This window comes from Xenorhabdus mauleonii (genome assembly GCF_900113945.1).
GTDB classification, from domain to species: Bacteria; Pseudomonadota; Gammaproteobacteria; order Enterobacterales; family Enterobacteriaceae; genus Xenorhabdus; species Xenorhabdus mauleonii.
Genome location: NZ_FORG01000006.1, coordinates 269,946 through 276,780 on the forward strand (window position 1 = coordinate 269,946; position 6,835 = coordinate 276,780).

Below are 6,835 nucleotides of genomic sequence, written 5' to 3' on the forward strand. Positions count from 1 at the left end.
ATTTTAAAATAATTAATGAATTAAGTTCATCCTCAATAAATATGATATACAGAGGGAAAAGAATAAATCCTCTTTCATATAAATAATAACTATCTAGCAGGAATAGCCAGAAGTTAACAATGCTGTAGATTGAAAGGTAAAAGGGATGTCATTTATGAATTAAATTACCTTCCAAATAAACGGCGATTGAAATCCTCAATTCTTCCATCCGATATACGCTTTTGCATAGTTAAATTCCAACTGGCAGATAAACCTGCGGCTCCCATTAAGCGACGATATTGCTCTTCATCAAAGGGACTATGGAAAGCAATGGAAATAGCTTCCTTTACAGAAACATCACTATTGCGACTTAATAATCTTAGCGGTTCACCAGCGTTGACCAAACCTGGCGAGATAACTCGGTATAACCAACCACAACGCCCACTGCCTTGCATAATTGCAGCAAAATCACGGATGTTTGTCACCAGATTGAGTTTATAACAGGGGGAACGTGGTTGGGTGACCTGAATCAAGGCTTCACTCCATTGGAATATATCCCCGATATAAACATTCTCTTCAGTCATCCCTTCTGTTGATATATTTTCACCAAAAAGTGGCGGGGATAATAATTCCGTTAACTCAGGAAATTGCCTTTTCCAAAAAAGATAGTGTTCCATAGGGTAATGGCAAAGTGCACGATCAGGGCCGCCATGAAAACGGCTCTCTGCCTGTTCATCACCTTCCAAGCCAAGAGAGGTCAGCTGTAGCAGACCATTAACCAACAATTTGTTAATGGCACTGGAACCCAATTTTTCAGAAGAAATTATTTTGCCTCTATATGCCTGTAGGTAATACATCACTGTTCCCTCTCAATAGACGAGTATAAATATTACTCTGACAGGATAGAGGCAGCAAGTTAAGCTTCACTTAATTACGGAAAGAAAAAGAGAGAACGGAGGGTGCATTTTCCCTCCTGCACAGGCAAGCATTAGTTCCGGCCTTCGTAGCCATCCAAGTAAGTCGTTGATATCGCGTCAGACATAGCCTTAACCCATTTTGGTGTCGTACTTTCGTTGTACCACTTGCCTGCAAATTTTGATTTTTGCGGAATGGAATTCAGAAACTCATCACTGGTTAAGTAACGCAAGCGCTGCTGTGCTTCTTCTTGTGTGATCCCTGCTTCTCTATCTTCTTTGCCCAGTTGCCAAAACTGTTCGAAAAAAGGGATAGAAAGCTGGATGCTATTGTATTTATGCGTATTGAAATTAGGATCAAAATCGTCATAAGAAGCATAAATAAAATTTCTGGCATTACGTTCAGCACTCGTATTTGTCTGGGCACATCCGAACATTAGAGAGGATGCCATAAGGGTTGTTGCTATCATGATTATATTTTTCTTCATTATTGTATTGCACCTGTTATCTTGAAACATAAAATATGTTAAATAATAAAGAGAAATAATGAAAAATAAAAATGCCGATCACGATAATGACCAGCATTTTAGTAACAATCTATTAATTTAATTATTTAATTTTTTCTTCGTAGCGTTTTGCTGCTTCATCCCAATTCACAACATGCCAGAATGCCTTGATGTAATCGGGGCGGCGATTTTGATATTTCAGGTAGTAGGCGTGTTCCCACACATCCAAACCAACTATCGGATAACCAGAAGCGCCTGCAACCTCTTCACCCATTAATGGGCTATCCTGATTCGCGGTTGACACAACTGCAAGTTTTCCATCATCTTTCAGTACCAGCCATGCCCAGCCAGAACCAAAACGGGTTGCAGCCGCCTGTTCAAATTTCTCTTTAAAACTATCGATACTGCCAAAATCACGCTCAATAGCGGCTTTCAAATCACCTTTTAATTCTGTTCCCAGTTTTAGGCCTTTCCAGAACAGGCTGTGATTTGAGTGCCCACCCGCATTGTTGCGAACAAAATTACGCTTATCTGCCGGGAGCTTATCAAGCTGCTGAACGAGAGAATCAATATCCAGTTTATTTAATTCGGGAAAAGCTTCCAAGGCCGTATTCGTATTAGTGACATAGGTTTGATGGTGTTTGGTGTGATGAATTTCCATCGTTTGTTTATCGAAATGGGGCTCTAGGGCATCGTACGCATAAGGTAGAGAAGGCAGTGAATAGCTCATGTCATATCTCCAATTGTTTAAAATGTATCAATCTCACATCTTGTGAGCAGTCCATTTATTATAGTGAATTGAATGATAATGAAAATAATTATCAATTCCCATAGCATTGCTATGGTTTCCCTTATGCATCTTAAACATCCACTCAATCAGATATAAAATCCAAACAAAAACAGTAAATTGAGATTTATACTCTAACATTTAGCTTTTAATTGTTATTTTATGTTACAAAAATACACCGCATTAAATGATCATGCCATGAAATTCATTCTCTTTATTGCGTGATCTTCCGCGCAAAAAAGAAACAAAAATTTCACTTGCACTTTAGTTAACCTTGTTTTGACATAGTATTAACAATTGCAAGGAGAGAAAAATATGACACAAATAATCAAGCATCTGATTCCTGCTGATATCGCAGATACTGCCCTGATAAGCAAACAACAATATCTACAAGATTACCAATGGTCATTGCAGGATCCTGAAGGATTTTGGGGTGAAAAAGGTAAGGTCGTAGATTGGATCAAACCCTATACCAGAGTTAAAAATACGTCTTTCGATCCCGGGCACATCAGCATCCGCTGGTTTGAAGATGGTACTCTGAATCTAAGTGCCAATTGCCTTGATCGTCATTTAGAAGAGCGCGGCAACCAAACAGCCATTATTTGGGAAGGAGATAATCCAACAGAATCCCGCCATGTAACGTATCGTGAGTTGCATCATGACGTCTGCCAGTTCGCCAATGTCTTGAAAAATTTGGGGATCAAAAAAGGTGATGTCGTCGCTATCTATATGCCGATGGTGCCAGAAACCGCAGTTGCCATGTTGGCTTGTACCCGCATCGGAGCTATTCACTCCGTGATTTTTGGTGGTTTCTCACCAGAAGCCATTGCTGGCCGGGTTATCGACTCGAATGCCAAACTTATTATTACCGCAGATGAAGGCTTACGTGCTGGCCGTACCATTCCACTGAAAAAAAATGTTGATGAAGCATTAAGTAATTCCGCCGTTACCTGCGTTTCTAATGTGGTTGTCTTCAAACGCACAGGGAATACCCAAAATTGGCATGATGGACGTGATTTATGGTGGCATGAGCTGATCGAAAATGTCAGTTCTGATTTCCCCGTGGAAGAGATGAGTGCTGAAGATCCATTATTCATTCTTTATACCTCTGGCTCAACGGGAAAACCCAAAGGTGTCCTGCATACAACCGGCGGTTATCTAGTCTACGTATCTTTAACGTTCAAATACACATTTGATTATCATCCTGGGGAAATTTATTGGTGCACGGCCGATGTTGGTTGGGTAACAGGGCACAGCTATCTGTTATACGGGCCACTCTCTTGCGGTGCAACAACTCTGATGTTTGAAGGTGTGCCTAACTACCCTGATGTAAATAGGCTTTGCCAAATTGTCGATAAACATCAGGTCAATATTCTTTATACAGCGCCAACGGCTATCAGAGCACTAATGGCGGAAGGCGACAAAGCCATAGAAGGTACACAACGTACATCTTTGCGGATCATGGGCTCTGTCGGTGAACCCATCAACCCAGAAGCATGGGAATGGTATTACAAAAAAATAGGCAACAGTAAATGTCCGATTGTTGATACTTGGTGGCAAACCGAAACCGGTGGATTCATGATTACACCATTACCGGGTGCAACCGATCTCAAAGCCGGCTCCGCTACTTTGCCATTTTTCGGTATTAGCCCGGCGTTAGTTGATAATTCTGGAGAGATTTTAGAAGGGGAAAATGAAGGCAATCTTGTCATCACGGACTCCTGGCCCGCGCAAGCCCGCACGCTGTATGGCGATCATGAACGCTTCGAACAGACCTATTTTTCAACTTTTAAAGGGGCGTATTTTAGCGGTGATGGCGCTCGACGTGATGAAGATGGTTATTACTGGATCACTGGACGGGTTGATGATGTCTTGAACATTTCAGGCCATCGTCTGGGAACAGCGGAAATTGAGTCAGCCTTAGTCGCTCATCCTAAAATTGCGGAAGCGGCTGTCGTTGGTATTCCCCATCATATCAAGGGACAAGCTGTTTACGCTTATGTCACGCTAGTTCATGGCGAAGAACCTACCCCGGATCTATATACCGAAGTCAGGAACTGGGTTCGCAAAGAAATCGGTCCAATTGCAACACCTGATATCCTCCATTGGACTGATTCGCTTCCTAAAACACGTTCCGGAAAAATTATGCGACGCATTTTGCGCAAAATTGCTTCTGGGGATACCAGTAACTTAGGAGATACCTCTACTCTGGCCGATCCGGGAGTTGTTGAAAAACTGCTGGAAGAAAAACAATCCATAAAAATGGCGTAAACCATTTCGTAAAACATATGGGCCGCCGCAAGGCGGCTTGAATAACGTACCACCAAAAATGCAGAACTGTGTAGGGATATGGCCAATAGCCATGGATTCTCTCGGTGACGGCTATCCCGTGTCCGGCACTTAATAATGTGACCTAAGGTGTGTCGTTTAAAATCAACAAGGAGATACCCTGATGAATGCCGACATTTATCAAGAGATTGAAAATAATCCCCGCTTTAAGGAATTAATCAAGAAACGAGGGCATTTTGCATGGCTGCTATCCATCATCATGTTAGTGCTTTATGTTGGATTTATTTTCCTTATTGCTTTTGCCCCGCAATGGCTTGGAACACCGATTAGTGAAGGGAGCAATATAACCCGAGGTATCCCCGTTGGGGTAGGGATTATCTTTGTTTCTTTTATATTGACGGGCATTTATGTTATTCGGGCGAATGGTGAGTTTGATCGTCTGGTATCAACTATCCTCAATGAGGTGAGAAAATGAAAAAAATTGTATTGTCTTCAATACCGCTATTTTCCTCCCTCTTCCCCATGCTGGCTCAAGCAGAAGCTATTTCAGGTAATGTAGAAAAACAACCTTTGAATATTCAGGCTATTGTTATGTTCCTGTTATTCGTCGGGTTCACGCTTTGTATTACTTATTGGGCTTCTAAGCGAACCATTTCACGATCAGATTATTACACGGCTGGCGGTCGCATTACCGGGTTCCAAAATGGTATGGCAATTGCTGGCGATTATATGTCTGCGGCCTCTTTTTTGGGAATTTCAGCATTAGTTTATACCTCCGGTTATGACGGATTGATCTATTCGATTGGTTTCCTTGTCGGCTGGCCAATCATTCTATTCCTCATTGCCGAACGATTGAGAAACCTGGGGCGTTATACATTTGCCGATGTTGCTTCTTACCGCTTGAAACAACAGCCAATCCGAACTCTGTCTGCAATGGGATCACTGGTTGTTGTCGCACTATATCTGATAGCTCAAATGGTCGGAGCCGGAAAACTTATCGAGCTATTATTTGGTTTGAATTACCACATTGCTGTTGTTCTGGTGGGCATTTTGATGGTGCTTTATGTGCTATTTGGCGGGATGCTGGCAACTACGTGGGTTCAAATCATCAAGGCAATCCTGTTACTGGCAGGGGCAACCTTTATGGCTTTAATGGTCATGAAAACCGTTAACTTCAATTTTAATACTCTGTTTAAAGAAGCCATTGCAGTGCATTCTCTCGGCCCCGCGATCATGAAACCCGGTGGATTGGTATCCGATCCTGTTTCTGCACTCTCTTTAGGGTTGGCGTTAATGTTTGGAACTGCCGGATTACCTCACATCATCATGCGGTTTTTTACCGTCAATGACGCAAAAGAAGCACGTAAAAGCGTTTTCTATGCCACGGGTTTTATCGGTTATTTTTATATCCTGACGTTCATTATTGGATTCGGGGCGATTTTATTGGTCAGCGCGAATCCCGCATTCAAAGATGCAAGCGGGGCATTGGTTGGTGGCACTAATATGGCTGCAGTCCATCTCGCCAATGCTGTTGGCGGTGATTTTTTCCTTGGATTTATCTCTGCGGTTGCTTTTGCCACTATTTTAGCTGTTGTAGCCGGATTGACGCTGGCGGGCGCTTCAGCGGTATCTCACGATCTCTATGCGAATGTGATCAAAAAAGGACAAGCCAGCGAACAAGATGAGCTAAGGGTTTCCAAAATTACTGTTGTTATTCTGGGCATTGTTGCTATCGGCTTAGGTATTTTATTTGAAAAACAAAATATTGCCTTCATGGTTGGTCTGGCTTTCTCTATTGCTGCAAGCTGCAATTTCCCCATTATTTTGCTGTCGATGTATTGGAGCAAGCTGACAACGCGAGGGGCTATGATTGGCGGAGGGCTGGGCTTACTGACTGCGGTTGTGCTCATGATCCTTGGCCCTACGATCTGGGTCAGTATACTTGGCCATGAAAAACCAATTTATCCTTATGAATATCCGGCTATTTTTTCTATGTCTCTAGCATTTATTGGGGCGTGGCTATTTTCAATAACAGATGCATCGGCACAGGGGCAACAGGAAAGAAAAATGTTCAGGAACCAGTTTATCCGTTCACAAACAGGGATTGGAATTGAACAAGGGAAAGCGCATTAATTTTTTGAAAGTAATGATTTAATACAGATGAATTGAGTTTTAAAAATGAGCAAATCAGCACTGGAATGCCATGATTTATCTCCATAAATGCAAAAAAGCCATCCGGTTAAGGATGGCTTTCTCGTCTAATGAATGTCTGGCAGTGTCCTACTCTCACATGGGGAGACCCCACACTACCATCGGCGCTACGGCGTTTCACTGCTGAGTTCGGCATGGGGTCAGGTGGG

At 42.4% G+C, this 6,835-nt stretch carries 6 protein-coding genes and 1 rRNA gene; 3 read left to right on the forward strand and 4 right to left on the reverse strand.

Features of this window, described 5'->3' with window-relative positions; all coding sequences use genetic code 11:
* Window positions 1–164: 164 nt before the first annotated feature.
* From yiiM to sodA, 3 genes are all read right to left on the reverse strand, one after another.
* On the reverse strand, window positions 165–836 hold the full coding sequence (yiiM, locus tag BM100_RS08715; protein WP_092509973.1) for a 6-hydroxyaminopurine reductase: 672 nt from the start codon (window positions 834–836) through the stop codon (window positions 165–167).
* A gap of 131 nt (window positions 837–967) precedes the next feature.
* Window positions 968–1,381, reverse strand: coding sequence for an Exc2 family lipoprotein (locus BM100_RS08720; protein WP_092509975.1), 414 nt, complete (start codon window positions 1,379–1,381; stop codon window positions 968–970).
* Window positions 1,382–1,502: 121 nt separating this feature from the next.
* Entirely contained in the window at window positions 1,503–2,129 is a 627-nt protein-coding gene (gene sodA, locus BM100_RS08725; RefSeq protein ID WP_092509977.1) for a superoxide dismutase [Mn], read from the reverse strand.
* A gap of 372 nt (window positions 2,130–2,501) precedes the next feature.
* Here sodA and acs point away from each other — a divergent pair, with 372 nt between their 5' ends.
* The 3 genes from acs (at window position 2,502) to actP (ending at window position 6,608) form a co-directional block, all read left to right on the forward strand.
* Window positions 2,502–4,457, forward strand: a complete 1,956-nt coding sequence (acs, locus tag BM100_RS08730; RefSeq protein ID WP_092509979.1) for an acetate--CoA ligase — start codon at window positions 2,502–2,504, stop codon at window positions 4,455–4,457.
* 181 nt (window positions 4,458–4,638) lie between these two features.
* Window positions 4,639–4,950 (forward strand): DUF485 domain-containing protein, encoded by a 312-nt coding sequence (locus tag BM100_RS08735; RefSeq protein WP_092509980.1) that lies wholly within the window; start codon window positions 4,639–4,641, stop codon window positions 4,948–4,950.
* Entirely contained in the window at window positions 4,947–6,608 is a 1,662-nt protein-coding gene (gene actP / locus BM100_RS08740; protein WP_092509982.1) for a cation/acetate symporter ActP, read from the forward strand. Before BM100_RS08735 ends, actP begins: the two co-directional genes overlap by 4 nt.
* 134 nt (window positions 6,609–6,742) lie before the next feature.
* On the opposite strand, the gene rrf is transcribed toward actP, so the two are convergent.
* Window positions 6,743–6,835 (reverse strand): 5S ribosomal RNA (gene rrf / locus BM100_RS08745); the annotation flags it as partial.

Coding starts and splice junctions, on each gene's coding strand:
- yiiM (WP_092509973.1), bottom strand. CDS start 836: ATGTATTACCTACAGGCATATAGAGGCAAAATAATTTCTTCTGAAAAA.
- BM100_RS08720 (WP_092509975.1), bottom strand. CDS start 1,381: ATGAAGAAAAATATAATCATGATAGCAACAACCCTTATGGCATCCTCT.
- sodA (WP_092509977.1), bottom strand. CDS start 2,129: ATGAGCTATTCACTGCCTTCTCTACCTTATGCGTACGATGCCCTAGAG.
- acs (WP_092509979.1), top strand. CDS start 2,502: ATGACACAAATAATCAAGCATCTGATTCCTGCTGATATCGCAGATACT.
- BM100_RS08735 (WP_092509980.1), top strand. CDS start 4,639: ATGAATGCCGACATTTATCAAGAGATTGAAAATAATCCCCGCTTTAAG.
- actP (WP_092509982.1), top strand. CDS start 4,947: ATGAAAAAAATTGTATTGTCTTCAATACCGCTATTTTCCTCCCTCTTC.